This window comes from Kribbella sp. NBC_01245, assembly GCF_036226525.1.
Classification (GTDB): Bacteria; Actinomycetota; Actinomycetes; order Propionibacteriales; family Kribbellaceae; genus Kribbella.
The window spans coordinates 1,329,127-1,353,773 of sequence record NZ_CP108487.1; the positions used below are offsets into that span (position 1 = coordinate 1,329,127).

Here is a 24,647-nt window from a genome sequence, read left to right on the forward strand (position 1 = left end):
GAAGCGGTCTGCGCGAAGCGCACCCAGCGATGATCATCGGTAGGCCCTGCGGAGGGGCCGGGCTGGGGTCAGCTCGAAGGACGACACATGGCACTGCGCATACGCCCGAGGTCGAGATGAATCCGACCTACGAGATGCGGCGTGTGGGCAGCGAACATGCTGATAAGAGTCGGCTTGATTGCGCCGTAAAGCAACTGGTCATCCCATTATGTGGGACCAGATCTCATGATATGAGCAGATTTCGAGTTTATTCCCAACGACTCAGCCGAATTCAGTGCTGCGCATCACACCGCTGCGAACAAGCGATCGTGGACTCAGCCGACGGGCTGCCAACCAGGGGGCGGGTCCTCGCCGGTGCGACCATCGACGGCTTCGCGGAGGAGGTCAGCGTGGCCGGTATGCCGCCCGTACTCCTCGATCAAATCGCAGACGAGTCGTCGCAAACTGGCGTGCTCGCCTTCCGGTGTCGAGACGTGGGCGGGCTGATCGAGGCCGCCGTCGGCGAGCGCCGCGGCCAGTGTCGCGCGGGAGCGCTCGACCGCGCCGTCCCAGAGGGCGTACAGCCGCTCGGGGGAGTCGTTGGCGGCTGACTCGAACTCCCAGTCGTTATCGCCGGTCCAGCCGAGGCTGGTCCACGGTTCGCCCACTTGTTCACCGCGGAACTTGGTGGTGAAGGTGTAGTCCTCCACGGCTGCCAGGTGTTTGAGCAGGCCGCCGATCGTCAGCCTCGAGGCGCCGATGCGGGTCTGCAGCCCGGCCGCGTCGAGGTCGTCGGCCTTCCAGCGGAAGGTGAACCGCAGCCGGTCGAGCGCGCCGGCGAGGTGCTCGGCCTCCGTGCCGGCAAATGGTGGTTCCCATGGGATGTCGGCTGGTGGTTCCCAAAGTGTCATGCCGAAAACCGTATCTCCGGCCATGGACAGTTTTCGGTGCCGCTGCTCTTGCCGGGGCGGCGGGGAGGCCTTAGCGTTCCGATCGTTAGGAAAGTTTCCTAATAGTTCGAGAAGGAGCGCGGTTGTGAGATCGTCTCGCCGGGTTGTGCTGGCCACGTTGGCCGTCTGTTCGTCCATAGCCGGTACCGCGGTCGTGGTGGGGTCCACCGCCGGTGCCACCGAGACCGACGGCGCCATGCAGGACGCCGTCACGATGCAGGATGCGGTCACGATGCAGGACGCGGTGACACCGCTGGTCCGGGTCGATCAGCTCGGGTTCGGGGTCGGCGAGGCGAAGTGGGCGTACCTGATGAGCCCGCAGGCCGCCGCGGGCAAGCCGTTCACGGTCCGGGATCGCCAGGGCCGGCAGGTCCTGACCGGTCGCGCCGGGGCCGACCTGGGCAAATGGAACGACGCCTACCAACACGTGTACGCCCTTGATTTAAAGGCATTGCGCCTCCCCGGCACCTACACCGTCGACGTCGGCGGCATCACCTCGCCGGCGTTCCAGGTCGGTGGCCCGCGGATGTTCCGGAAGGCCGCGGACAAGGCGATCACGTTCTTCGCCTCACAGCGCGACGGGCTCAACGTCGTACCGGGGGATCTCGATCGGAAGCCGTCGCACCTGACGGACAAGGCCGCGCAGGTGTACGAGTTGCCGGTCTTCGCCGGGGATGACACGGACGTGACGGTTGGCGAGCTCAAGCCGATCGCCGGTCAGACCGCGGACGTCGAAGGCGGCTGGTTCGACGCGGGGGACTACCTCAAGTTCACGCACATCGCGGCGTACACGGACACGATGTTGTGGGCCTCTGCTCGCGACGCTCGGCACGCTGACGCCAAGGTGGTGCGCGAGGCGCGGCACGGGCTCGACTGGCTCGACAAGATGTGGGACGAGAAGACCCGCACGCTCTACATCCAGGTCGGCGTGGGCACCGGCAACACCGAGGGCACGTTCGTCGGCGATCACGACATCTGGCGCCTGCCCGAGGAGGACGACGCCGACAACGAGCCGGCACACCGCTTCCTGAAGAACCGGCCCGTCTTCCGTGCGGCGGCGCCCGGCGAGAAGATCAGCCCGAACATCGCGGGCCGCATGGCCGCCGCCTTCGCGATCGCGGCCCAGGTCGAGCCGGACCGGGTCAAGGCGCGCCGCCACCTCACCACCGCCGCCCAGATCTACGCGCAGGCGCAGACGACCGGTGTGACCCAGCTGATGACGTCGCTGCCGTTCGCGTTCTACCCCGAGAGCGCCTGGCGGGATGACCTCGAGTTGGGCGCGGCCGAGTTGGCGCTGGCCGGGAAGCGCCTCGGCGATCCCCGGTCGAAGGTCTGGCTGGGACAGGCCAGGCATTGGGCCGGGCAGTACCTCGCGCACGAGAAGGGCGACACCCTCAACCTGTACGACGTGAGCGCGCTCGCGCATGCCGACCTCACCCGCGCGATCCGGGCCCACGGTGGTACGGCCGCCTCGACGCGCGACCTGGTCGGCGATATCAAGGCCCAGCTCGACCGGGGTCTCGCCAAGGCGACCAAGGACCCGTTCCAGGCGGGTGCGGCGTACGACGAGTTCGACTCCGTGCCGCACGCCTTCGGCCTGTCCGCGACGAGCGACCTGTACCGCAAGGTCACGGGCGATCGCCGGTACGAGGCGTTCGGCACCCAGCAGCGCAACTGGTCGCTCGGCGCGAACGCCTGGGGTACGTCGTTCATGGTCGGCGTCGGTACGTCGTACGAGCGCTGCCCGCATCACCAGATCGCGAACATCCAGGGCAAAACCGCCGTCGGCGCGGTGGTCAACGGGCCGAACAGCGAGGGCCTGTTCGCGGATGGCCTCGGTGACAACCTGGATCGGATGAACCCGTGCCCTGCGGACGGCATCGACCGCAACGAACAGTTCACCGGCCGCGGCTCCCGCTATGTCGACGACGTCCGCTCGTGGCAGACGTCCGAACCCGCCGACGACTTCGCCGCCATCGCGGCGTACGCCTTGACGCTCGATGGGAAGTAATTCACGGATTGGTTGACTGATCAGTGGGTAAGGTCCAGGACTGCTCCGGCCAACCGGTCGGGGCAGTCCTGTCTGATGTGGGGGAACAGCATGCGCTGGAAGTCCTTGTTCGTCGTCGCCGGCCTGGTGGGTAGCGCTCTCGTGGTCAGCGCGCCGATGGCCCAGGCCGCAACGACGAACGCCGCTGCACCAGCCGCCGGGCGTTGCAGCCTCGTCCCACCGACCCGCCTAGTCATCTCGGCGCCGTACCGCGCGGTCACTCTTCGCGTCGGATCCGACTGCGTCGCCGGAGGTTGGGACAACGCCGGCTGGACCAGCTATCACCCGACCAGGGGAGTGCAGGAGGTCGCCTACTTCTTCCGCACGTCGACCACCATGGTCATGGATCTCTACGACTACGCGGACCTCGGCCGCTGGACGTGGCGCCCGAACGGCGCCTACGACACCAACAACCTCCCGATGACCCAGAACAGCCCGTACAGCGACGTCAAGGTCGGCTCCTGGGCCGGCCTGACCGCCTCCCGCAGCGGCTCAAAGGTCACCTTGAACGTATCCGCCGCCCGCTACGCCACCAGCCTCAACAAGTTCATCCCCTACACCGCCGCCATCGGCCAACTCCAGTACAAGGCCCCCGGCGCCACCACCTGGATCGCCCTCAAGTCGGTCAAAACCACCTCAACCGGCAAATACACCTACGCCTACACCTCAGCCGCCGCCCGCGACTACCGCGTCTACTTCCCAGCCACCGGCCTCATCTGGAACGCCGCCAGCACCACCATCCGCAAGTAGCCCCCCGCACATCACGAAGGCGTCGGTTCGGGACCACTGGTCTCGGACCGACGCCCTTTCTACCAACAGTAGATGTAACGCTGCGTGGTCGATTCCGATGTAGCGGGCAGGGTTGGGGAACGGGTGGTCATCTCGACGCCATATCGAGCCATCACCCTCCGCCTAGACAGCAACTGCGCGGCTGCGGGTACGTCGTATGCGGCCTGGGACGCCTACCACGCGACCGGAGGCTGGCAGCACATTGCGATCTTCGACAACACGTCGTCGGACGTTTGGGATCTGTACGACTGGGAGCAGCTGGGGCGCTGGACGTGGCGTCCTGGTGGCGCCTGGGACCACAGCTACAACGATGTGTGGCAGAACCAGCCGTACAGCGACATCAAGATCGGCTCGTGGGCCGGCGTGACGCCGACGCGGTCGGGCGCGAAGGTGACGCTCAACGTGTCAGCGGCGCGGTATGCGGTCAGCCTCAGGAAGTTCGTCCCGTCCGCGGCGGCTGTTGGGCAGTTGCAGTACAAGGCGCCCGGCGCGACCAAGTGGATCGCGCTCAAGTCGGTCAAGACCAGCTCGACCGGCAAGTACACCTACGCCTACACGTCGACGGCAATTCGCGACTACCGCGTGTACTTCCCGGCGACCAACGTGATCTGGAATGCCGCCAGCGCGACTGTCCGCAAATAGAGAACGGCCCGGGATCAGCCGGGCCGTTCCACTAATGCGTCAGTTGAGGTCGAGGCCCGGGTAGAGCGGGTGGACGTCGAGCAACTCGGAGGCGGCGGCGCGGGTCTTGTCGGCGACGCCGTCGGCCAGGACGTACTTGGCCTTTGACGGTGCGCCCGCGGCGGTGTTGGTCGGGGTCGTCGCGGACAGGACGTCCACGATGAGCTCGGCCACGCGGTCGAAGTCGTCCGCGCCGAAGCCGCGCGAGGTCAGCGCGGGCGTGCCGATCCGGACGCCCGAGGTGTACCAGGCGCCGTTCGGGTCACGCGGTACGGCGTTGCGGTTGGTGACGATGCCCGCGTCGAGCAGGGCCGACTCGGCCTGCCGACCGGTGATGCCGTACGACGAGACGTCCAGCAGCACGAGGTGGTTCTCGGTGCCATCGGTGACGATCTTCGTGCCGCGCTTCATCAGGCCCTCGGCGAGCGAGACGGCGTTGTCCGCGACGTTCTGCGCGTACGTCTGGAAGGACGGCTGCTTCGCCTCGGCGAGCGCGACGGCCTTGGCCGCCATCACGTGGCTGAGCGGACCGCCGAGCACCATCGGGCAACCACGGTCCACCGCGTCGGCGTACTCCGGCTGGCAGAGCACCATGCCGCCACGCGGGCCGCGCAGCGACTTGTGCGTGGTCGTGGTGGTGACGTGGGCGTGCGGTACCGGGTCGAAGTCGCCGGTGAAGACCTTGCCTGCGACCAGACCGGCGAAGTGCGCCATGTCGACCATCAAGGTGGCGCCGACCTCGTCCGCGATCTCGCGCATCTTGGCGAAGTCGACCTTGCGCGGGTAGGCCGAGTAGCCCGCCATCAGGATCAGCGGCTTGAACTCGCGGGCCAGCCGGGCGACCTCGTCGTAGTCGAGCAGACCCGTCTCGGTGTCCGTGCCGTACGACGTCTGGTGGAACATCTTGCCGGAGATGTTCGGGCGGAACCCGTGGGTGAGGTGACCACCCGCGTCGAGCGACATGCCGAGCATCTTCTGGTCGCCGAGCGCCTTGCGCAGCTTGGCCCAGTCCTCGTCGGACAGGTCGTTCACGTGCTTCGCGCCGGCCTCGGCCAGGGCCGGGGACTCGATCCGCTGAGCCAGGATCGCCCAGAAGGCGACCAGGTTCGCGTCGATGCCGGAGTGCGGCTGGACGTACGCGTGCGGGGCGCCGAACAGGTCCTTCGCGTGGTCTGCGGCGAGCTGCTCGATGGTGTCGACGTTCTGGCAGCCGGCGTAGAAGCGGTGGCCGACGGTGCCCTCGGCGTACTTGTCCGAGAACCAGTTGCCCATCGTCAGCAGCACGGCCGGGGAGGCGTAGTTCTCACTGGCGATCAGCTTGAGCGAGGCCCGCTGATCGGCCAGCTCGGAGCGGATGGCGCCGGCCACGGTGGGTTCGACCGCGCCGATCACCTCCAGCGCGTTCTTGTAGGCCGCGGATGCGGCGGAGGCGTCGAACGATTGCGTCATTGCTCGTCTCCAGAAGTGTGTGCATGGCGTGGCACCCAGGCGCGCGGTGCCGACAGGTTCTCGCTCCCCGGTGGTCGATCCCACCCAAGCGCCAGTCGCGACGGACCGAGCCTAGTGGACCAGTACCCGGTCGACGATGCCGGGCAGCTCTACTGATGGTGACAACGTCCCGAACACGCCAGACCAGTCGCCGCCGAGCCTTGAAGCGATAAACGCGTCAGCAATCTCAGGCGGCGCGTGTCGGGCCAGTAGCGAGGCCTGCAGGACTACAGCCATCCGTGCCGCCAGTACGCGCGCACGCCCTTCGATACCGTCCAGGTCGGCCAGCATCGTCAGTACGTCGGTGATAGCCCGGTCCAAGTGGCTGCTGTACCCCTTGGCCGTCCCAACCTCCGTGAGCCAGGCATCGAGCGATTCGGGCCGCTGTAAAGCTCTCAACACGTCTAGCGCGTTGACGTTGCCCGAGCCTTCCCAGATCGAGTTGAGCGGGGACTCGCGGAACAGCAACGGCATACCCGACTCCTCGACGTACCCGTTGCCGCCCAGACACTCGAGCGCCTCGGCCACCATCATCGGGGTCCGCTTACACACCCAGAACTTGGCCAGCGGCAGCGCGATCCGCCGGAACGCCGCGTCGGCCTCACCGGCGTCGACCGCGGCCGCGAGGCGCATCGCCAGCATCGTCGCGGCGGCCGACTCGAGGGAGAGGTCGGCCAGTACGTTCCGCATCACGGGCTTGTCGCGCAGCAGGCCACCGAAGGCGCTGCGATGGGTCGCGTGCCAGGTCGCCTCGACCAGGGCCCGGCGCATCAACCCGGCCGAACCGAGCACGCAGTCCAGCCGGGTGGCCGCGACCATCTCGATGATCGTGCGAACGCCCGCGCCTTCGTCGCCGAGGCGGTGCCCGACAGTGCCGTGGAACTCGACTTCGCTGGACGCGTTCGACCGGTTGCCGAGCTTGTCCTTCAACCGCTGCAACGCGAAGACGTTCCGTGAACCGTCTTCAAGGACGCGAGGTACGACGAAACAGCTCAAGCCACCCGGCGCCTGCGCGAGTACGAGGAAGACGTCCACCTGCGGCGCCGAGCAGAACCACTTGTGCCCGGTCAACCGGTACGAGTCGCCAACCGGTTTGGCCTCGGTCAGGTTGGCCCGGACATCCGAACCACCCTGCTTCTCCGTCATCCCCATCCCCGCGAGCGCCCCCGGCCCGGAACCACCCGGGTTGTACGACGGAGCGGCCAGGCGGGGAACCCAGTGCTCCGCAAGCGCCTTGTCCGCACGGAGGGCCGGCACCGCGGCGTACGTCATGGAGATCGGACAACCGTGTCCCGGCTCGACCTGTCCCCAGACGAAGAACCCGGCCGCGCGACGCAGATGGGCCGACGGGTGATCCGACAACCAGGGCGCGGCCTGCAACCCGAAACCGACGGCCTTGTCCATCAGCCAATGCCAGGACGGGTGGAAGTCGACGCGGTCCACGCGGTTCCCGTACCGGTCGTGCGTGCGCAATACCGGGGGATTCTGGTTGGCGGGCAACGCCTGGTCGAGCGCCTCGCGACTGCCCGCGAGGGCGCCGATACTCGTGAGCTTGGCGTCGTTCGCGAGGTCGCCGTACGGCGTGAGGGCATCGCGCAGGGACGCGTCGGCCGTGAAGAAGTTCACGCCGTCCAGCGGGGGAGGCTGGTTGGTTACCGCAAATGGGTCCGCCATGTCAGTACGGTAAGCGGTATGGCACGCGTGGGGTCTGAGACCTCTGTCTCACTGGTCTGGATCCGACGGATACTCGGAGTGACCTGGAAACTGCTCACCCAGACCGTCGGCACCTGTCTGCGCTATCGCGTGACGGGTCTGGCGGCGGAAGCGGCGTTCTTCGCGATCCTGTCGCTGCCGCCGCTGATCTTCGGTCTGGCCGGGTCGATCGGTTTCATCGTCTCGCGGTTCTTCGACGCGGCCACGATCGACCAGATCAAGCTCGAGATCGCCGAACTGGCCGCCCGCGCGCTGACCGACGACTCGGTTCAGGCCGTCATCGTGCCGACGCTGGACGACGTGCTGGCCGGTGGCCGGCCGGACGTAATCTCGATCGGTTTCCTGCTGGCCCTGTGGTCCGGCAGTCGAGCGCTGAACGTCTTCGTCGACACCATCACGATCATGTACGGCATGGGCGGCAAGCGGGGCATCGTCCGGACCCGAGCGCTGTCGTTCAGCCTGTACTGCGTCGCGCTGCTGATCGGCGTGATCGTGCTGCCGCTGGTGCTGGCCGGTCCCGAGGCGGTCGCCGACGTGCTGCCGGCGCGAGTCGAATTCCTGAACCAGCTGTACTGGCCTGTCGTCACGGTGCTGTCCGCGGGCTTCCTGAACACGCTCTACCACTTGTCCGTGCCTGTGCGTACACCTTGGGTGTCCGATCTGCCGGGGGCGTTCCTGGCGTTGTCACTCTGGATCCTTGGCAGCTTCCTGCTGCGCTGGACCCTGCAGTCGACCGTCGGTGGTACGTCGATCTACGGGCCGTTGGCCGCACCGATCGCCGTACTGCTGTGGCTCTACCTGACGGCCATCGCGGTGCTCATCGGCGCCGCCCTGAACGCGGTGATCGACCGGATGTGGCCGGACAAGGCGCGCAAACCCGCCAAGGCCTCCCGGAAGCGCGCCGAGCCTGAGATGAAGGCCGAGCCGGAACCGGTGCACGCGCACGCTCAAGACCTGGACGACGTCGATGAGGTGGTGGCGGAATCGCCGGAGCAGCGGCAGCGGCCGGAGGTGAAGGTGGCCGAGGCGGTCGAGTCGCTGACGTCCGACAAACCCGTCGTTCCCGGGCCGCCGGACCCCGAACCTGTGACTGAGGTTGCGGGTAAACCTGAGGTCGAGAGTGAGCCCGTCGGAAAACCCGGTGCGCCCGCGAAAGCCGACGACGTACGCTGACCGTGTCGCGACAAGCCGCCCCGAGACCCGGGCGCGGTTCTGAACCCGGAAGGAGTGAGCGATGACCCAGCACCTGGCCATCGAGGCCGCTCCTGTTCCGTCCGGCCGCTGAGCTGATCCGCCGCCGGACCTCTTGAAAGGTTCGTCGCAGATGTCTGCAACGCTGACCGCTCTCGGCCTCGACGGCCCGACGGCGGAGTACTTCGAAACACTCGACTTGATCCCGGGCCGCGTCGCCCGGGTCGACAAGGGCCTGAGCACGGTTCTCACCGCGGACGGCCCGGTGCGGGCCTCCTGGTCCGGCGACATCCTGGCGGCGATCGCGCTCGACGCGGAGGCCACTCCGTGCACCGGTGACTGGGTCGCGTTGCGGCTCTGGCCGGATGAGCGCATCACGGTCGAGGCCGTCGCCCCACGCCGTACCAGGATCATCCGGGCCGAGGCGGGCAAGACCTCCCGCGGCCAGGTCCTCGCCTCGAACGTGGACGTGGTCGCCATCGTGGTCGGCCTCGAACCCGAACCCAACATCGGCCGCATCGAGCGATTCCTCGCCCTGGCGTGGGAGAGCGGCGCGCATCCCGTCGTGATCCTGACGAAGGCCGACCTGGTCAACGACGCCGAGGATGTCGCGGAGGACGTCGCGACGGCCGCGCCCGGCGCCGACGTACTCGTCTGCAGCGTGACCACCGGCGAAGGGGTTTCTCGCGTTGCTGAGCTCCTGGCCGGCAACCAGACGCTCGCGCTCCTCGGCGTCAGCGGCGCCGGCAAATCGTCCTTGGTGAACGCCCTTGCCGGTGCCGAGGTGCTCTCGGTCCAGGCGATCCGTGATGACGGCAAAGGCCGTCATACGTCCGTACGACGTGAGCTCATCCCGATGCCCGGAGGTGGTGTCGTCATCGACACCCCAGGGCTGCGAACCGTTGGCCTGCAGGAATCGGGCGACGGAATGGCCTCGGCCTTTCCGGATGTGGCCGCGCTGATCGACGGCTGCCGCTTCAAGGATTGCTCCCACCAGAACGAGCCGGGTTGCGCCGTACTGGCCGCGCTGGACGACGGCACGCTGCCGTATCGGCGGTACGAGAGCTGGGTGAAGTTGCAGAAGGAGGCGGCCTGGATGGCGCGGCGCAACGACCTGCGGATGCGGTCGGCGGTCAAGAAGGAATGGGCCGCCCGGACGAAGGCGCACAAGCGGGATATCAAGCCACGCTGAGATGCCGGGTTTCCACCTGCGAACGCCTCGCAGGTAGAACTGTCGGAGCGATGTGATTAGGTGGCTCCGCCTCGGTAGATCGGGGCGGAGAGGAGTTCGTGTCTTGTCCAAAGCCAGTTTTGGGCTGGCGGCTTTGCTGCTGGTCGTGTCGGCTTGCTCTGGCCCCAAGCCCGCTGATGAGCATGCCGGTCATCCCGCGGGTGCGATGGTCGACGTCAAGATCGAGTCCGGCAAGACGGTGCCGAGTGGTGCGGTGGTGAAGGTCTCGAAGGACGAGCAGATCACTGTGAACATCACCAGTGACATCGACGACGAGATCCACGTGCACTCGACTCCGGATCACTCGTTCCAGATATCGGCGGGGCAGAAGCTCGAGGAAACCTTCAGCTTCGGCGCCACTGGGACCTATGAGATGGAGTCTCACCGGCTGAAGAAGTTGATCGTCAAGTTCGAGGTGCGCTGAGGCCCGCAAAGGCTTTAGCGGGATTGGATAAAGTTCAGTCGTGAATTCGCCCGGCGCCGGCGCATTGCGGTCGATGCGCGCAGCCTTTGTGGCCATGCTCACTGTGGGCATTGCCGCGGGCAGTCACGTGCTGGGCGGGGGAGCGGCTCCCCATCCGCTGACGCTGCTGATCCTGAGCGTGCTGGCGATGATCCCGGTTCACCTGCTGAGCGGCCGGCGGCTTGGCTTCGGCCTGCTGCTGGTGCTGCTGGGCGGTGGGCAGTTCGCGATCCACCACCTGCTGATGGCGGTGGCCTCGATGCCGCCTGGCGGGCATCCCCACGAGCTGGCGCATCAGGTTGTGGCGGCGCCGAGTGACGGTCCGGGCATGCTCCTGGCCCATGTGATCGCCACGCTGCTGACCAGTCTGCTGCTCGCTCACGGCGATGCCCTGCTCTGGGCGCTGTGGACTCTGCTGCGGCCGTTGCTGGTCGTGGCTTTCGGCGTTGTCGTCGCCATGCCGAGGCTGTTGCCTGCGGCATCCATCCCGCGTCCGCTGCTTCTGCTGGCGGGGCCGCGGCCGGATCGCCCGCGCGGACCGCCTGAGCGGCTCCGGACCCCATCCCTCACCTGGTAGGCCTTTTGAGCTGACCAGGTGCTCGGTGGTGTGTCCATGGACCCACTCATCCGTTCTCCGCTCAGAGAAAGCTCTTCCATGTTGAATTCCGCTCTGCGTCGTACCGCTGCCATTGGTTGTGTGGCCGGCGGCCTGCTGCTCTTCGGTGCCGGTACGGCGTCCGCCCACGTCGGCGTCAAGCCGAGCACCACGGCCGCGGGTGCCTACAGCGTGCTGACGTTCGCCGTACCGCACGGCTGCGACGGCTCGGGCACCACCAAGGTGTCGATCAAGATCCCTGAGCAGTTCGCGTCCGTCACCCCGACGGTAAACCCGAACTGGCAGGTCCAGAAGGTGATGACGAAGCTCGCTACCCCGATCAAGGACAGCCACGGCAACGAGGTGACCGAGCGGGTCGGCGAGGTCGTCTACACCGCGAAGACCCCGCTGCCCGACGGCTACCGCGACACGTTCGAGATCCAGGCCAAGCTGCCGGAGAAGGTCGGCGAGTCGCTGGTCTTCCCGACCGTGCAGACCTGCGAGAAGGGCGAGACCGCCTGGGTCGAGGTGCCCAAGGACGGCAAGTCCGCGGATGACCTCGAGGCGCCTGCTCCGACCGTCGTCGTGACCGCTGCTGAAGAGGAGCCGGTTGCTGTGAAGCCCGTAGCTGCCACCACGTCTTCGTCGGACGGGGTGCCCGCGGTCACTTGGGTGGCGCTCGCGATCGGCGTGGCCGGCCTGGCGGCAGGCGGCGCCGCGCTGGTGCGCACTCGTAAGTCCTGATGCTGGAGCATTGCTCCCAGCGGGCGCGGTGGACCGGGTTCACCTGGTTCACCGCGCCCGCGGGGCTCCTCCTCGCGCTCTTCTTTCTCGGCCTGACGGCGGCGCCGGCGTCGGCGCACGCCACCCTGCTCAGCACCGATCCGAAGAACGACGCGGTGCTGGCGAAGGCGCCGACGGCGGTCACGCTGACGTTCGACGAGGCGGTGGTGGTCTGGCCGACCTCGATCAGCATCTTCGATCCGGCGGGCGAGCGGTTGGAGGTGGGCGTCAAGGGCATCGACAAACGAGCCGTCGCGACCCTCCCGGCGAACCTCGGCCAAGGTACGTACACCGTCACCTGGCGGGTCATCTCGGCCGACGATCATCCCGTCTCGGGCGGTTTCGCTTTCACCATCGGCAAGCGGACGACGCCGGTCGCGGCAGACCTCGACAACGAGCCGACGCGCAGCCTGAACGTCGTCCGCCTCGCCGCGACGGCCCTCGGCTATCTCGGGGTGCTCGGCTCGATTGGTCTGGCGGTCTTCGAGCTGTTCCTGCTGGACGCGACGGCCGGTGCGATGGCAGGTCTTCGCCGCCGGCTGCGCTGGACCGGGCGTGGGCTGATCGCCCTTGCGGCGTTGGGCTTCTTCGCCTCGATACCGCTGACCACGGCATGGCAACAGGCCGGAAGTCTCGCCAGTCTGGGCGATGGCGCGATCTGGTCTGACGGGTTCAGCTCCGACCTGCTCACGAGCGCCGTACTGGCTGTGGCGGGTCTGCTCGTGGTGGCCCTGCTCGTCGGGCGGCCGTACGTCGTACTCGCGCGTGTGGGGGTGGCCGTTGGGGCCTTGGTGGCTCTGGTCTCGTTGCCGTGGACGGGGCATACCCGGACTTATGGGCCGACTTGGCTTGTGGTCGCGTCGGACCTCATCCACGTTTCGGCTGGAGCGATCTGGGCGGGCGGGATCATCGGGTTGGCGTTGACGTTGGCCAAGTCGTCCGAGGCATCACCTCGGCGGGCGGCGTCGACCGCGGCCCGGTTCTCGGCCGTCGCGGCTTGGGCGGTGCTGGCTGTCGCGATCTCCGGCACGGTGATGGCTTGGCGCATTCTCGGGTCGATCCCGGGGCTGTGGGAGACGTCGTACGGCAAGGCGTTGCTGGTCAAGCTCGGCGTCGCGCTGGTGATCGTTGGGATAGCGGCGTGGAACCGGTATGGCTTGGTGCCGAAGGTGCTGCGAGAGCCGCGCGACAATGACGCACGCGGCCTGCTGCGGTCCGCCGTACGGGCTGAAGCGGCTTGTTTCGTCGTACTGCTGGCGGTGACCGGCGTGCTCGTCACGCAGCCGCCTCGCGAAGAGGCCGCGGCGTCGGGTCCAGGGGAGCAGGTGAGCCGGGCGCGGGGGATCGAGGCGCGGCTCGGGACGAACCTGGTGCGGATGCGGATCTCGCCGATCACGACCGGGTCGAACTACGTGCAGCTCTATTTGCGCGATGCCGCCGGGAAGGCGCTGGAGCCGTTGAGCGCGCCGTCCGTGCGATTCACCCAGGCCGAGGAGGGGATCGGGCCGCTCAGTGCGCCGATGACCCGGGTTGGGCCGGGGCAGTACGAGGGTCGCGTCGCTCTGCCGGTCTCGGGGGATTGGGCGATCCAGATCACGGCCCGGACCTCGAAGTACGAGTCGCCCTCGGCCGAGCTGGCGGTGCATATCTACTGAGATCGGGCCGTTTACTCAGTGATGATCGCTACTTACACTGAGTGAACGGCCCGCCCTCATCGCAAGGAGGCGCCTATGGTGCCCGAGCACATCGCGGGATTGCCGATCGAGGAAATCCTGCTTGCCGTGGGCCTCGCGATCGCGCCGATGCTGGCCTATCTCGGCTGGGAGATCTGCTCACGGTTCCAGCGGTTGCGCCGGAGACTCACCGGTCAGGACTGACCGGGTCGTACTCACAGGCGCTCTTCAGGTCCTGCTGACCGTTCTCGTCGATCTTGCCTGGCTTCGACGGAGTGGTCGGCTTCTTCGTCGGGGTGCCGGTTGTCGGACCGGTCGACGTTGACGGCTTGCTGGGCGCTGTCTTGGGCTTCAGCGCCTTCGCGACCACGGCACGCAGGCCGTCGTAATCCGGGTGCGGGTAGGCGAACTTGAGCGCCTTGCCGTCCAGCGGCACGGCCGCGACCTTGGCCCCCTTGACCTTCAGCCCGAGCTTGATGAACTCGGGCAGCAGGTTCTGCGGGATGTCCGTGCGGATCAGGTCTTTGCCGGCAGCGGCGAGCTTCTGATAGCTCAACACCAGGTTGGCCGGGTTGGCCTTCGCCGCGATGGCGTTGATGGCGCACCGCTGGCGCGCGCTGCGGGCGTCGTCCGGGTTGGGGATCTGGTAGCGACCGCGGGCATACCAGAGGGCCTCTAGACCCATCAGGTGCTTGTTCGGCCCGGGCTGGAGGTAGTAGTTCGGCGGGCGTTTGGCGTCGTCACTACCGCCGACTGGAATCGGGTAGTTGATGTTGACGGTGATACCGCCCAGAGCGTCGACGATCGACGTGAAGCCCTTGAGGTTGATCTGCGCGTAGTAGTCGATCTCGAGCCCGACAGCCTCGCCCACGGACACCTTGAGGATGTCGGCGCCCTCGTTGTCGGACTGGCCCAGAATGCCCGGGTACTTGTCGGGGATGTTCTGGTACATCGCGTCGAGCATCCACTCGAGCCGCTCCTGCAGGCTGATGCCGTCCTTGCCGAAGCCGTCCGGGTACTTCTCGTGCAGCGGCGAGTCCTCGGGGAAGGGCATGAACATCAGCTTGCGGGGCAGCGAGATGAGCGCGGTGGCGCCGGTCTTCGTATCGATACTGGCCACGATGACCGTGTCGGTCCGCACGCCCTTGCGGCCCGGACCGTCGTCGGCGCCGAGCAGCAGGATGTTCAGCCGCGGCTTGCCGGCCCACGGGTCGTTCTCGTTCGCGACCTCTTTACGGGTGGCGCTCTTGCCGTCGGCGAACACCTTGTTGAGCAGGTCCCGCTGGACCATCGCGGTCTCGGCGGCCAGAGCCATCGGCGCGGTGATGGCGAAGCAGAGCAATCCGACCAGAGCCGCGCCCAGTGCCCTGCTACCGGTGCTGCCGCCCTGGGGGCGCAACATCCGGTGACTCGTGATGATCACGGCCACCCAGCCGACGACCAGCAAGACCATCCCGACGGTGACGAGCAGCAGCTGCGTCGGGTTGACGGCGAGCTCGAGCACGTCACTGCCCTTGATGACGACATAGCCGCCGGCGATGACGCCAAGGAACAGAGTGAAACCGAGCACGGTGGCGCCGAGGCGGCGACGGCCGGCCATCAGGTAACCGGAGCCGGGCAGCAGCGCGCTGACCAGGGTCAGGCCGAGCGCCTTCGCGGTCGATCGACCGTCCTCGGCCCTACGGCTGCTCGGCTCGGCTCTACGGCCGGTTGGCTCGGCTTTGCGGACGCGGCGGCCTTTGGGCGCGGCGCGGCGGGCACGGCCCCGCGTGGGCGTGGGTTCATGATGGCTTGCCATCTGCGCCTCAACTGCTCCGTTCTCGAGCTGCCGGAACTGCGGAGCGGTACTGCCCGCACTTGGCTAAGACGCTACCGAGCGCGGAAAGGTTTACCCGATCCAGACCTGCCGTGGGCCGGAAACGCAGAGACCACGCCGCGTGATGCGTCGTGGTCCCTGTGTAACCGATGTGGGCGATACTGGGATCGAACCAGTGACCTCTTCCGTGTCAGGGAAGCGCGCTACCGCTGCGCCAATCGCCCGGGTCTGTTGAGGGTCGAGGTGGAGACGGGATTCGAACCCGTGTACACGGCTTTGCAGGCCGTTGCCTCGCCTCTCGGCCACTCCACCAAAAGAGGCGTGCTGACCCCTCGAGCGGATGACCGGGTTCGAACCGGCGACCTCAACCTTGGCAAGGTTGCGCTCTACCAACTGAGCTACATCCGCGTTGCGCTCCGGTTTCCCGGGTGCGAAGAGAACATTAGCACCTCTTCGGGACAGTTGTGACAAGGGGGTACCGGTGTGTCGGATGGGGCTGGATTGCCTTAAAAACAAGAAGCTCCTCACCGATTCGGTGAGGAGCTTCAGGAGTTCTGGTGGGCGATACTGGGATCGAACCAGTGACCTCTTCCGTGTCAGGGAAGCGCGCTACCGCTGCGCCAATCGCCCAGGATTTACCGCTGGGATGTTTCGAGAGGTGGAGACGGGATTCGAACCCGTGTACACGGCTTTGCAGGCCGTTGCCTCGCCTCTCGGCCACTCCACCAAAGAGATCGATCGGGCCTGCATGACCTTCTCCGAGCGGATGACCGGGTTCGAACCGGCGACCTCAACCTTGGCAAGGTTGCGCTCTACCAACTGAGCTACATCCGCACTGCGACCGGCTTTCGTACTCTCCGGCGCGAGACAGAACATTAGCCCATCTCGGCCGTAGTGCAAAAACGGGTTACCCGTCGGCTTGGCCGTAGGGTGCACGGGTCGGAAGGAGCAGTAATGATCACCTGGGTCAACGGCATGCTGCAGGACGATCCCGCAGCCGCCACGATCTCGCCGCTGGACCACGGCCTGACCACCGGCGACGGGGTCTTCGAAACCCTCAAAGTCGTTGCAGGCCAGCCGTTCGCGGTCACCAAGCACCTGGAGCGACTGGCGCGTTCGGCCGTCGGTCTGGGGCTGCCCGAGCCGGACGAGCACGAAGTCCGCGCGGGTATCGCCGCGGTGACGAAAGCCGACCCGGATCTCGCCTTCGGGCGGCTGCGGATCACGTACACCGGTGGCGTCTCGCCGCTGTCGTCGGACCGTGGCGATTCCGGTACGACGTTGGTGGTGGCGAGCCAGCCGATCGAACAGCCCGCACCGTCTTCGGCGATCGTGACGGTGCCCTGGGTGCGGAACGAGCGAAGCGCCGTGGCCGGGCTGAAGACCACGTCGTACGCCGAGAACGTGCGGGCGCTCGCCTATGCGAAAGCGCGTGGTGGTAGCGAGGCGATCTTCGCGAACACCGTCGGCGATCTGTGCGAGGGCACGGGATCGAACATCTTCTGCGTGTACGACGGTGAGCTGGTCACGCCGACGCTGGAGTCGGGCGCACTCGCCGGAGTCACTCGCGGGCTGGTGATCGCGTGGTTCGGCGCGGTCGAGCGCGACGTGCCCCTGGCGCGTCTGGCCGAGGCCGACGAGGTGTTCCTGACGTCGACCACGCGCGACGTACAGGCCATCCACAAGGTCGACGACCGCGACCTGGCCGCACCCGGCGAGGTCACGGCCGAAGTAGCGCGCGTCTTCGCCGAGCGATCAGCAGAGGACATCGACCCGTAGACCGTCACGTCTTCGGTTTGCCCCGGCGGGATTGGTGCGACGTGGTCCGGTGGGACTTGTCGCCGGCTTGCCGGGCTAGTCGCCGGCGGATTTGCGGCGCTCGCGATAGGCGGCGACGTGCAGCCGGTTGCCGCAGGTGCGGGCGTCGCAATAACGCTTCGAGCGATTGCGGGACAGGTCGATGAGAGCGTCGTCACAATCCGGCGCCTCGCACCGGCGCAACCGCTCGCGCTCCCCGGACGCGATCACCTGGGCCAGCGCGATCCCGCACTCCACGGTGATGCGCGAGGCCAGCGAGGCGTCGTCGCGGGAGTAGTGCACGTGCCACGGATGACCGTCGTGGTTGGTGAGTTTCGGCGTCGAGGCACCGCGCGCGATGATCCCGTTGATCAACCCGGCCGCCTCGGCGTCGGAGCCGGTCGTGAACACCGGCGCGAACATGCCGCGCAGTGACCGGACCTCCTCCAGATCAGCGGTGGTGAGCTGACCGACCGCGCTGAACTCCCGGTCGTGAACGAACTTGTCGAGGTCCTCGAGAGTCTCCATCTCATCGACCTGACTACCCGGTGCGGGCAGCGTGTTGACGAGACGGACCAACGTGCCGAGGGCCTGCTCGGTGTCGTGCGAGAAAGTCACAATCACATCTCCAACGCGACGGGGTCTCCGTCTTGCCGGCAAGCCTAGCCGGACCCGATTCGTACGTCGCGGATTCGTGCGCTATGGTTACACCCGCTTGGGCGATTGGCGCAGTGGTAGCGCGCTTCGTTCACACCGAAGAGGTCACTGGTTCGAACCCAGTATCGCCCACCGAGCAGCCCCAGCCCGTCCTGTCCCTCAGGCCGGGCTTTCTGCTTTCCTCGGCCCGTCGCGGACGCCTGCGGGGTTGGGTATCGGTTCGATTACGGTTGGTCATTCGCTACTCGGCGCGTCGGTCTGCGAAGCCTCGACGAGTGACGTGAGTGCATCGATGATCGGCTTCTTGGCCTCGGGCACAACGTCGGGATCAAAGGTGTACCCGTCGAGTTTCGATGCGACAGGCCTCGCCCCGCGATCCCCTTGATTCGCTCGATGAACGCATCGACGCACGGTTCCACGCTCGGTGTGTGTGCGAGCGATTCGCGATCCACTCCGAACGTGAGGTGCCTGACCCCGAACCACTGGTCGCCGGCGAGCAAGGCCCACGCCGGATGGCGCGTTGCGCAGTTCAGTCCCTCAACGCCGCGCCGGGGCTATGCCTAGCCGAGGAAGCCGGTCGCTATTGCTGCGATGGCCGCGCCAGCTGTTTTGGTGCTGGCGCTGATGGCGGTTTTAGCGAGCCACGACGTAGATGTGGCCAACAACGGGTTGTATGGCTTGCGCCGATGCCATTGGCTGGCTGGACCTGTGGTGGGATGGGATCGGACCCTGGCACCGCTGAGCAGCCCCGCAGCAGCTCCGGGAGTAGCCGGGGTGCGCCCGCCCTGATCGCGCGTGCGCGGACACGCCATGCCACCCGAGCTGACAGCGGCATGACCCAGTGGCCACAGTGGCTCGCCGGGACGGCTTGGGAGCTCGCCACGACCGCTCCGGCCGGCCATTGACCGAGCTCGCGGCAGTGTTGCCTCATGCCGCGAGCCCGTGACATGCGCGCAGCGCGTGACTCAGCCTCGCAACGACGCAATCGCCTGGGCAGCTAGTCGTTCGGCGTGCTCGGGGCGCGCGAGCCAACCGATCCACCCCTCGTCCATCGGCGGGGTGGACCCGCTGCGCGCCGACTGCCGGTAGTCGAGGCACGCCAGCCACAGCGGTCGCATGGCCAGTACGCCGGGCAGCCGCTCGAGCTCTTCACCGGTGAGCTGGATGTGCTCGCGATACCCGCGCGCGACCGCGTCGATGCCCTCGCCGTTGCCCTCGCCCGCGGTCGTCAGCAGCCAGGCGAGGGCGGGCAGGCGGGGTCCGCGCCCGGACCCTGCCCAGCCGACGATGGCGAGGTTGCCCGGCCTGCCGACTGCCGCCCATGCGTGGTAGTTCCCGTGGGTGAACGCCTCGGGCAGGCCCTCCGCGTCGTCGGCGTGCTCGACCTTGTCGCGGAGCCACTCGAACATCTCGCGGCCCTCGGGAGCGACGGCGTCCTCGACGCTCACCAGAAAGCTCATCGCCGCCGCGAGATCCTGCTTCGGTCGTCCCGCGAAGAAGGCGCCGTCGTGCTCCTCCGACCCACCGTCCCGAGCGACCGCACCACCGGCCGCGGGCAGTTTGTGCAGGCGGCCGAGCAGGCTCGCCAGCTCGTGGAGCACCGCCGGTGACTGGGTCGGGCGGCCACCCTCGACGTAGTCGGTCACGATCACGCCGCTGCCCTCGAACACCGACACGGGACTGTCGTGCGCGGGCCGTTCGGCGGGGAAGTCGTGTAAGGCCAGGAACCGCAGGATCTCCGCATCGCCCTCGACGCGGCCGACCGTGTCCGCTGCCGACGAGAAGACTCGAGCGATCCAGGGCGAGCCGTCCGCTCGCTTGACGACCAGCGTCCAGGGGTAGTGGCCGACCCAGGACCCGCTCGGCCGCGTCTCGGGGTCGTCGTCGATGGGCGCGATCGAGGTGATGCTGATGCCGAATCGCGTCTCGAGGTGCGCCCTCAGTTCCGCGAACTCAACGGGGCGAGTACGCGCAAACGGCGACATTCGGCCCTTCTCCAGCGCGGCGCGGGCCTCGGTGTACCGCAATCCGGTCGCTTGTGCCCGCTGGCGCACTGCGCGCTTGAAACTGCCCTCTTTGGTCATGACAAGCCTCCTCGACGTGCCCCATTCCCCCAGCGAAGCGGCACTCGAAACAGGCCTGAACGACAGCAGCCTTGAGGGCAGAATCCCCTTCGCCTTCTCGAGGGCCCGGCTGGGGCAGGTCCTCAGGAGGCTGGGCGTCGGCAACGCCGTGCATTGATCGTGCCGGGGCCGAGCGGCCGTGTCAACGACCGACTACTTGGGGGAGTACGCCGTGTTCGATGTGACGGGAGTCGTCGGTCGCCGACTGCGAACTGCTGCCAGAAGAAGGGAGCGAGAGCGGCCTGGGCGGCCTGTAGGTGGGCGATCGCCTCCGCTGCAGCTGACTTCAGGTCGGCGCCCGCTCGTCCGTAACGATCCCAGCTCGTCGGCTCGGATCACCCAGCACGAACTCCAGAGTCGCCGCAAAGCAGTTGCGGCTCCAGGAGCCGATGGCCTGCGCGATCAGCCACGAGGCCCGTTGGGAAGGAATTCGATCGATTGACGGGCGGCCGGGTGCGCGAAAGCATCCGTAGCCATGACTGTTGCCGAGCTTCCTGATGTTGTCGAGGCACGCGAGTGGTTGCGGTGGCTTGGGGTGCCGGAGGTTGATGTTGAGCCGGTGGTGGCTGGGCTTGCGGCGGCGGCGGATGATCCTGAGGTTGCGCGGCGGTACGAGGAGCTGTGCGCAGGCGTTGGGCGGGTTGGGGCCGCGCCGGATTGGCCTGTTGCGAGTACGCCGTACGGCGATGTGTACGTCTATCTCGCGGCCTTGCCTTTGATCCGGAAATGGCATGCGGATAACGGGATTTCGCCGGCGGTTTCGCGGCATACGTTGCAGGATTTGGGCGCGAAGGTGGCTGGGTATCGGGAGATGCATGGGCGCGGGGGATTCGATCGGCAGAACTGGTTGAGTCGGCATTTCCGTGGCACGTTGGTCCGACTTGGCCGGCTGCAGTTCGAGCGAACCACTCTGAAGGAGTCGGACCACGAAGGCCTCCATGAGGTGCCGCCGGGATCGCCTGAGCCGGGTGACGACGTACTGGATGTGCATATTCCGGGGGACGGGCCGCTGACACCGGAGGCGTGTGCGGAATCGCTGGCGATGGCGAGGGAGTTCTTTCCGGCGTACAAGCAGGTGATCTGTCGTTCGTGGCTGCTTGATCCGCAATTGGCCGACTACTTGCCGGCCGAGTCGAACATCGTGCGGTTTCAGCGGATGTTCACGAACTACCCGCGCGAATTGGATGGTGACGCGGACGTGCTGGAGTGCGTCTTCCTGGCGCCGGATGGGCGAGCGGTGATCGATGACCTTCCGCAGGAGACCAGCCTGGAACGCGCGGTGGTCAAGCACCTCAAGGCGGACAAGCATTGGCATTTACGCATCGGCTGGGCACCACTCGACACCGTTTAGTAGAAGCGGCGCAGCTCCGGCCAAAGTGCCGACCACGGCTTGATGGGACCGGCGCACAAGGCGATCGGCGCACCCTCCTCGCCGTTCGCAATTCCGGCCGCATTCGAGACGGTGCCGACCACGCGGCAGTCGGTGAAGTGCCGCTCCAACGCCCGCTCGGCCTCCGGATACTGGACCAGCAGCACAGGCCCGGTCGCGCTGTCCGGGGGCGCGGCCCAATCCCAGTAGCTCATATGGCCCGAGTACAGCGTCGGCAATCCGCGCGACGGGCCGAACCGCTCGATCGCTCCAGCCTCGCCGTAGTTCTGCGTGAAGATGACCGCCCGATCGCGTTGGTCGGCAGGAATCTGGGCCCATCCCGCCGCGACCGCATCCGCGAGCTCAGGCCAACCCACCTGCTCAGCCTGCTCCTTATTGATCGGCGTGATCGCGTCGAGCGCCGAAGCCGGCAGCACCGGGAGAGTGATCACTGCGGACGTGATCGCGGCCAGGGCCAGACCGGCAGCCAGCACACCCCGGCGTACCGGCTGCTCGGCCCAGCGCACGACGGGCTCGCACCCGGCCGCGACTAGTACGAGGAGGAGCGGCAGCGCGTAGTACGGCTTGCCGCCAATCGCGAGGACCAGTACGGCGAGCAGCGGATAGGCGTAGGCGACAGCACGGAACTCGGGTCGTCGGGCCAAGTGCACGAAGCCCGCGATCCAGAAGGGCACGAGGACCGGTGACAACTGCGCGAGCTGCAGCGGGATGAACATGAGCCGGTTCTCAACGCCGTCGTCCTCGCTGATGCCACTGGCTACCGTCAGCTGCGGCCAGTCGTTGATCGCCTGCCAGTAGAGGTTCGGCCCCGCCACCACGAGCGCGACGGCCACACCGGCCAGCAGCCAGCGACTCCGGAAGACGGTTCGCGGGCCCACCACCAACTGCGCGACGAGCAATGCCGCCACCAGCAACAACACCAGGTACTTGTTCTGGACCGCGAGGCCCAACGTCAGCCCGAGCGCGATCCACCACCGGCCGTCGCCGGTCCGGAGCAGCTTCAGCGCGAACAAGCCGATCGCCAGCCACGCCAGCAGGTCGAACGTCGCGGTCGACACCATGTGGCCCACAGCAAGGAACTGCCCGGACACCGCGACCGCGACGGCCGCGAGCGTCTGCGCCCGGGCACTTCCGCCGAGCTCCCGCGAGATCAACGCCATCGTCACGACGATCCCGGCCGCGGCCAGCGTCGCGATCACGCGAAGCCCCATCACCGTGTCACCGAACACGGCCGTACTGAGCCGGCTGAGCAGCGGTGTGAGCGGCGGCTGGTCGACGTACCCCCAGGCGAGGTGATCGCCCGCGGTGAGGAAGTACAGCTCGTCGCGGTGATACCCGTAGCGCGCGGACAAAGCCGTCAGGACGATGACCACGATCGCGGTCACTACGGAGACAGGACGAAGGGCGAACGCCGGGCGGGAATCCGTCATGAACCGAGAGTGTCAGCCCACGGGACCATCCGCCGGGTCATTCGCGAGGCGAACGCGTCTGACCGATCGGTCAACTAGCGTCGACCACATGAAGATTCGCCGTCTGATCGTGCTCGCGATGATCCCTGTGCTGCTGTTTGCCAGCTCCTGGGCGTACGGCGCGTGGGATGACCGGAAGGCGGAGATGACCACCAGCGGGCCCTTTGAAGCGTCGGCCGAGTCGCTCAACCGTCATCCGGTGCCGAAGTGGTTCGAGGACGCGAAGTTCGGCATCTTCATCCATTGGGGTCTTTTCTCGGTACCGGGCTACGCACCCAAGGGCAGCTACACCGACGTGTTGCGCGCCGACTACGGCCACGCGATGACCCGCAGCCCGCACGCCGAGGACTACTGGAACGCGATGCGCGATCCCGGTTCGCCGACGGCCGCGTTCCACCGCCGCGCGTACGGCGAGCTGCCGTACGAGGGGTTCAAGCCGATGTTCGAGAAACAGCTCGAGGGGTGGAGCACGGACCGATGGGCAGACCAGTTCCAGCGTGCCGGCGGCAAGTACGTCGTGATGGTGGCGAAGTACCACGACGGGTTCGCGTTGTGGCCGACCAAGGTCAAGAACCCGCACAAGGATGGCTGGTTCACCCAGCGGGACTTGGCTGGTGAGCTCGCGGCCGCGACCCGTAAACGCGGGATGAAGCTCGGCGTCTACTACTCCGGCGGCGTCGACTGGACCTTCCAGCGCAAGGTGGTGAAGACGCTCGGCGACTACACGTACCTGGATCACGGCAGCGATTACGCCGACTTGCGGATGCGCAGGTGCGCGACCTCCTCCTCAACGTCGGACCCGCGGGCGGCCGAGGCGCGATCCCGCCCGAACAGGCCCGCCGGCTGCAGGGATTCGGCGACTGGCTCCGCGCGAACGGGCCGGCGGTGTACGGCAGCCGCCCGTACGACGTACCCCAAGCCCGTACGGCGGACGGCCTCGAGGTTCGTCTCAGCCGGAGCGGCAAGGTGGTGTCGGTGGTGCTGGTGGGGCGGCCGAAGGGGCGGACCGTGACGCTCAAGGGAGTCGCATTACCAGCCAGAAGGGGCAAACTCGTCGCCGATGGCAAGGTGGTCACGGTGACTAGGCGTGGTCCGGACAGCGTTCTCGTCTTCCCACGGGATCTGTCCGGGGTCTACTCTCCGGCGATAAGTATTCAACCGGTTTGATCAAATCCGGTGTTGCGCTGGCGGGCGCTGGAGGTGGGGCGATGGCGGTGACGGCCGAAAGTGGTGTTGTTGAGGGTGCCCGGCGAGGGCAGATCATCGACAGCGCGATCCAGCTGATCGCGGAGCAGGGCCTGGCCCGGACTTCGCTGTCGCGGATCGCGGAGAAGGCCGGGATCTCGAAGGCCGCCGTGCTCTACCACTTCAAGAACAAGGACGAGCTGCTCGACGAAGTGCTGGCCCGCGTTCTCGGTGGTCTGGTCACGCAGGTCGGCGCGCGGGTCGATGCCGCCGAGACGCCGCGGGATGCGGTTTTCGCCTACCTCAGGGCGATGATCGGGCACCTGACGGCCAATCCGGACCACGTCCGCGTGATCACCGAGGCGATGGCGATCGCCGAGCTGGCCGGCCACAACGCCGTACGGGCCGATCCGTCGCGGTGGAAGGCGCTGGCCGATCTGCTGGCCGCCGCGCAGTCCGCGGGGCAGATGCGCGAGTTCGACACCAAGACCGTTGCCCTGGTGATCGGGGGAGCGATCGATGGTCTGGTCGGGCAGTGGATCGCGGAGACGGACTTCGACCTGACCGCGGCCGCGGCGGAGCTGGAGACGTTCATCCGGCGGGCGACCGACGTGCGGTGAAGAC

21 protein-coding genes, 7 tRNA genes and 1 riboswitch are annotated in these 24,647 nt (G+C 67.2%); of the genes, 15 read left to right on the forward strand and 13 right to left on the reverse strand.

Features of this window, described 5'->3' with window-relative positions:
* Positions 1-314: 314 nt before the first annotated feature.
* Positions 315-890: a mycothiol transferase gene (locus OG394_RS05690; RefSeq protein WP_328993844.1), complete on the reverse strand. Its 576-nt coding sequence runs from the start codon at positions 888-890 to the stop codon at positions 315-317.
* 124 nt (positions 891-1,014) lie between these two features.
* Here OG394_RS05690 and OG394_RS05695 point away from each other — a divergent pair, with 124 nt between their 5' ends.
* The 3 genes from OG394_RS05695 to OG394_RS05705 all read left to right on the forward strand — a co-directional run bounded on the left by OG394_RS05695 (position 1,015) and on the right by OG394_RS05705 (position 4,410).
* Entirely contained in the window at positions 1,015-2,940 is a 1,926-nt protein-coding gene (locus OG394_RS05695) for a glycoside hydrolase family 9 protein (RefSeq protein ID WP_328993845.1), read from the forward strand.
* Between the two features lie 90 nt (positions 2,941-3,030).
* Positions 3,031-3,729, forward strand: coding sequence for a hypothetical protein (locus tag OG394_RS05700; RefSeq protein ID WP_328993847.1), 699 nt, complete (start codon positions 3,031-3,033; stop codon positions 3,727-3,729).
* Positions 3,730-3,813: 84 nt separating this feature from the next.
* Positions 3,814-4,410 (forward strand): hypothetical protein, encoded by a 597-nt coding sequence (locus tag OG394_RS05705; protein ID WP_328993848.1) that lies wholly within the window; start codon positions 3,814-3,816, stop codon positions 4,408-4,410.
* 39 nt (positions 4,411-4,449) lie between these two features.
* Here OG394_RS05705 and OG394_RS05710 read toward each other — a convergent pair whose 3' ends face one another.
* Together OG394_RS05710 and OG394_RS05715 are read right to left on the reverse strand one after the other, a co-directional pair.
* Positions 4,450-5,898 carry a glycine hydroxymethyltransferase gene (locus OG394_RS05710; RefSeq protein ID WP_328993849.1) on the reverse strand — a complete coding sequence of 483 codons (1,449 nt, stop codon included), beginning with the start codon at positions 5,896-5,898 and terminating at the stop codon, positions 4,450-4,452.
* A 26-nt stretch (positions 5,899-5,924) separates the two neighbouring features.
* Positions 5,925-6,007, reverse strand: a riboswitch (ZMP/ZTP riboswitch).
* Between the two features lie 2 nt (positions 6,008-6,009).
* On the reverse strand, positions 6,010-7,611 hold the full coding sequence (locus OG394_RS05715; protein WP_328993850.1) for an acyl-CoA dehydrogenase family protein: 1,602 nt from the start codon (positions 7,609-7,611) through the stop codon (positions 6,010-6,012).
* A gap of 78 nt (positions 7,612-7,689) precedes the next feature.
* Here OG394_RS05715 and OG394_RS05720 point away from each other — a divergent pair, with 78 nt between their 5' ends.
* The 7 genes from OG394_RS05720 to OG394_RS05750 all read left to right on the forward strand — a co-directional run bounded on the left by OG394_RS05720 (position 7,690) and on the right by OG394_RS05750 (position 13,790).
* Positions 7,690-8,823, forward strand: a complete 1,134-nt coding sequence (locus OG394_RS05720; RefSeq protein WP_328993851.1) for a YhjD/YihY/BrkB family envelope integrity protein — start codon at positions 7,690-7,692, stop codon at positions 8,821-8,823.
* Between the two features lie 151 nt (positions 8,824-8,974).
* Positions 8,975-10,033 carry a ribosome small subunit-dependent GTPase A gene (gene rsgA / locus OG394_RS05725; protein WP_328993852.1) on the forward strand — a complete coding sequence of 353 codons (1,059 nt, stop codon included), beginning with the start codon at positions 8,975-8,977 and terminating at the stop codon, positions 10,031-10,033.
* Positions 10,034-10,136: 103 nt separating this feature from the next.
* Entirely contained in the window at positions 10,137-10,496 is a 360-nt protein-coding gene (locus OG394_RS05730; protein WP_328993853.1) for a hypothetical protein, read from the forward strand.
* A 40-nt stretch (positions 10,497-10,536) separates the two neighbouring features.
* Positions 10,537-11,112, forward strand: a complete 576-nt coding sequence (locus tag OG394_RS05735) for a hypothetical protein (RefSeq protein WP_328993854.1) — start codon at positions 10,537-10,539, stop codon at positions 11,110-11,112.
* Positions 11,113-11,190: 78 nt separating this feature from the next.
* Positions 11,191-11,874: a YcnI family copper-binding membrane protein gene (locus OG394_RS05740; protein ID WP_328993855.1), complete on the forward strand. Its 684-nt coding sequence runs from the start codon at positions 11,191-11,193 to the stop codon at positions 11,872-11,874.
* Positions 11,874-13,568: a copper resistance protein CopC gene (locus OG394_RS05745; protein WP_328993857.1), complete on the forward strand. Its 1,695-nt coding sequence runs from the start codon at positions 11,874-11,876 to the stop codon at positions 13,566-13,568. The genes OG394_RS05740 and OG394_RS05745 overlap by 1 nt, the downstream gene beginning before the upstream one ends.
* Positions 13,569-13,643: 75 nt before the next feature.
* A complete protein-coding gene (locus OG394_RS05750; protein WP_328993858.1) occupies positions 13,644-13,790 on the forward strand; it encodes a hypothetical protein in 147 nt (48 codons plus the stop codon).
* Here the strand turns inward: OG394_RS05750 and OG394_RS05755 are convergent.
* The 7 genes from OG394_RS05755 to OG394_RS05785 form a co-directional block, all read right to left on the reverse strand.
* Entirely contained in the window at positions 13,774-15,384 is a 1,611-nt protein-coding gene (locus tag OG394_RS05755; protein ID WP_328993859.1) for an LCP family protein, read from the reverse strand. The genes OG394_RS05750 and OG394_RS05755 overlap by 17 nt on opposite strands.
* A 170-nt stretch (positions 15,385-15,554) precedes the next feature.
* Positions 15,555-15,626 (reverse strand) — tRNA-Val (locus OG394_RS05760).
* A 17-nt stretch (positions 15,627-15,643) separates the two neighbouring features.
* A tRNA-Cys gene (locus OG394_RS05765) sits at positions 15,644-15,714 on the reverse strand.
* A gap of 23 nt (positions 15,715-15,737) precedes the next feature.
* A tRNA-Gly gene (locus tag OG394_RS05770) sits at positions 15,738-15,810 on the reverse strand.
* Positions 15,811-15,957: 147 nt separating this feature from the next.
* A tRNA-Val gene (locus OG394_RS05775) sits at positions 15,958-16,032 on the reverse strand.
* 26 nt (positions 16,033-16,058) lie between these two features.
* A tRNA-Cys gene (locus tag OG394_RS05780) sits at positions 16,059-16,129 on the reverse strand.
* Between the two features lie 34 nt (positions 16,130-16,163).
* A tRNA-Gly gene (locus tag OG394_RS05785) sits at positions 16,164-16,236 on the reverse strand.
* Positions 16,237-16,356: 120 nt separating this feature from the next.
* On the opposite strand from OG394_RS05785, the gene OG394_RS05790 reads away from it, so the two are divergent.
* Positions 16,357-17,181, forward strand: coding sequence for an aminotransferase class IV (locus OG394_RS05790; RefSeq protein WP_328993860.1), 825 nt, complete (start codon positions 16,357-16,359; stop codon positions 17,179-17,181).
* 75 nt (positions 17,182-17,256) lie between these two features.
* On the opposite strand, the gene OG394_RS05795 is transcribed toward OG394_RS05790, so the two are convergent.
* A complete protein-coding gene (locus tag OG394_RS05795; RefSeq protein WP_328993861.1) occupies positions 17,257-17,817 on the reverse strand; it encodes a CGNR zinc finger domain-containing protein in 561 nt (186 codons plus the stop codon).
* Between the two features lie 99 nt (positions 17,818-17,916).
* Between OG394_RS05795 and OG394_RS05800 the strand changes: the two genes are divergently transcribed.
* A tRNA-Val gene (locus OG394_RS05800) sits at positions 17,917-17,988 on the forward strand.
* Positions 17,989-18,821: 833 nt separating this feature from the next.
* On the opposite strand, the gene OG394_RS05805 is transcribed toward OG394_RS05800, so the two are convergent.
* Positions 18,822-19,940, reverse strand: coding sequence for a phosphotransferase enzyme family protein (locus OG394_RS05805; protein WP_328993862.1), 1,119 nt, complete (start codon positions 19,938-19,940; stop codon positions 18,822-18,824).
* Between the two features lie 514 nt (positions 19,941-20,454).
* On the opposite strand from OG394_RS05805, the gene OG394_RS05810 reads away from it, so the two are divergent.
* Positions 20,455-21,330: an acyltransferase domain-containing protein gene (locus OG394_RS05810; RefSeq protein WP_328993864.1), complete on the forward strand. Its 876-nt coding sequence runs from the start codon at positions 20,455-20,457 to the stop codon at positions 21,328-21,330.
* Here the strand turns inward: OG394_RS05810 and OG394_RS05815 are convergent.
* Entirely contained in the window at positions 21,327-22,799 is a 1,473-nt protein-coding gene (locus tag OG394_RS05815) for an ArnT family glycosyltransferase (protein WP_328993865.1), read from the reverse strand. The genes OG394_RS05810 and OG394_RS05815 overlap by 4 nt on opposite strands.
* Before the next feature lie 88 nt (positions 22,800-22,887).
* On the opposite strand from OG394_RS05815, the gene OG394_RS05820 reads away from it, so the two are divergent.
* Both OG394_RS05820 and OG394_RS05825 read left to right on the forward strand, forming a co-directional pair.
* Positions 22,888-23,850: an alpha-L-fucosidase gene (locus tag OG394_RS05820; RefSeq protein WP_328993866.1), complete on the forward strand. Its 963-nt coding sequence runs from the start codon at positions 22,888-22,890 to the stop codon at positions 23,848-23,850.
* Between the two features lie 196 nt (positions 23,851-24,046).
* Positions 24,047-24,643 (forward strand): TetR/AcrR family transcriptional regulator, encoded by a 597-nt coding sequence (locus OG394_RS05825; protein ID WP_328993867.1) that lies wholly within the window; start codon positions 24,047-24,049, stop codon positions 24,641-24,643.
* Positions 24,644-24,647: the final 4 nt, after the last annotated feature.

Coding starts and splice junctions, on each gene's coding strand:
- OG394_RS05750 (WP_328993858.1), top strand. CDS start 13,644: ATGGTGCCCGAGCACATCGCGGGATTGCCGATCGAGGAAATCCTGCTT.
- rsgA (WP_328993852.1), top strand. CDS start 8,975: ATGTCTGCAACGCTGACCGCTCTCGGCCTCGACGGCCCGACGGCGGAG.
- OG394_RS05710 (WP_328993849.1), bottom strand. CDS start 5,898: ATGACGCAATCGTTCGACGCCTCCGCCGCATCCGCGGCCTACAAGAAC.
- OG394_RS05820 (WP_328993866.1), top strand. CDS start 22,888: ATGAAGATTCGCCGTCTGATCGTGCTCGCGATGATCCCTGTGCTGCTG.
- OG394_RS05700 (WP_328993847.1), top strand. CDS start 3,031: ATGCGCTGGAAGTCCTTGTTCGTCGTCGCCGGCCTGGTGGGTAGCGCT.
- OG394_RS05745 (WP_328993857.1), top strand. CDS start 11,874: ATGCTGGAGCATTGCTCCCAGCGGGCGCGGTGGACCGGGTTCACCTGG.
- OG394_RS05805 (WP_328993862.1), bottom strand. CDS start 19,940: ATGACCAAAGAGGGCAGTTTCAAGCGCGCAGTGCGCCAGCGGGCACAA.
- OG394_RS05740 (WP_328993855.1), top strand. CDS start 11,191: ATGTTGAATTCCGCTCTGCGTCGTACCGCTGCCATTGGTTGTGTGGCC.
- OG394_RS05815 (WP_328993865.1), bottom strand. CDS start 22,799: ATGACGGATTCCCGCCCGGCGTTCGCCCTTCGTCCTGTCTCCGTAGTG.
- OG394_RS05790 (WP_328993860.1), top strand. CDS start 16,357: ATGATCACCTGGGTCAACGGCATGCTGCAGGACGATCCCGCAGCCGCC.
- OG394_RS05715 (WP_328993850.1), bottom strand. CDS start 7,611: ATGGCGGACCCATTTGCGGTAACCAACCAGCCTCCCCCGCTGGACGGC.
- OG394_RS05755 (WP_328993859.1), bottom strand. CDS start 15,384: ATGGCAAGCCATCATGAACCCACGCCCACGCGGGGCCGTGCCCGCCGC.
- OG394_RS05810 (WP_328993864.1), top strand. CDS start 20,455: ATGACTGTTGCCGAGCTTCCTGATGTTGTCGAGGCACGCGAGTGGTTG.
- OG394_RS05690 (WP_328993844.1), bottom strand. CDS start 890: ATGACACTTTGGGAACCACCAGCCGACATCCCATGGGAACCACCATTT.
- OG394_RS05825 (WP_328993867.1), top strand. CDS start 24,047: ATGGCGGTGACGGCCGAAAGTGGTGTTGTTGAGGGTGCCCGGCGAGGG.